Annotated in this window: 1 rRNA gene and 1 pseudogene; both read left to right on the top strand. The window is 62.6% G+C overall.

Going from position 1 to position 687, the window contains the following annotated elements:
- Positions 1-178 precede the first annotated feature (178 nt).
- Positions 179-295: ribosomal RNA gene (gene rrf, locus ACWD1U_RS32045) — 5S ribosomal RNA — on the top strand.
- 125 nt (positions 296-420) lie between these two features.
- Positions 421-687 (top strand): annotated as a pseudogene (locus tag ACWD1U_RS32040) (DEAD/DEAH box helicase); the annotation flags it as partial.

The raw sequence follows: 687 nt of genomic DNA, 5'->3' as shown, positions 1-687 counted from the left end.
GTTGATAGGCCGGATATGGAAGCACGGTAACGTGTGGAGTTGACCGGTACTAATAGGCCGAGGGCTTGTCCTCAGTTGCTCGCGTCCACTGTGTTAGTTCTGAGACAACGAACAGTTGTCGGCTTTGAGTAGAACAAACAATTGAAGAGTGTGCTTGTTCGCTCGAAACCATTAGGGTTTCGGTGGTTATAGCGTAGGGGAAACGCCCGGTTACATTTCGAACCCGGAAGCTAAGCCTTACAGCGCCGATGGTACTGCAGGGGGGACCCTGTGGGAGAGTAGGACGCCGCCGAACAATCTTTGGAAGGACCCCTGGTCACCAGCGTTCAGCTGGGACCAGGGGTCCTTTTTGTTTTTGCACTGCGCGCTGGGAACCCGGCTGCGCGAGAATGACTTGCAGTACCGAAGACAGGAGTCACCATGTCCACCAACTCTCCCGACGACCGACCGGAGCGCGACCAGCGGCGACGGGACGGGGACCGGAGCGACCGCGCCAACGGCGGCGGCCAGCGTGGGGACCGTGGGGGCTTCCGCCGTGACAACGACCGTCCCGGCAGCGACCGGGGCGGCTACGGGCGTCGTGACGGCGAGCGGAGTGACCGGGGGGACCGCGGCGATCGTGGTGGCTTCCGTCGGGACGACAACCGTGGTGGCGGCTACGGCCGGCGCGACGACCGTGATCGTGGA

The organism is Streptomyces sp. NPDC002788 (assembly GCF_053592115.1).
Note: the sequence above shows the minus strand (reverse complement) of the source record. Positions and strands in the feature narration are given on the sequence as shown.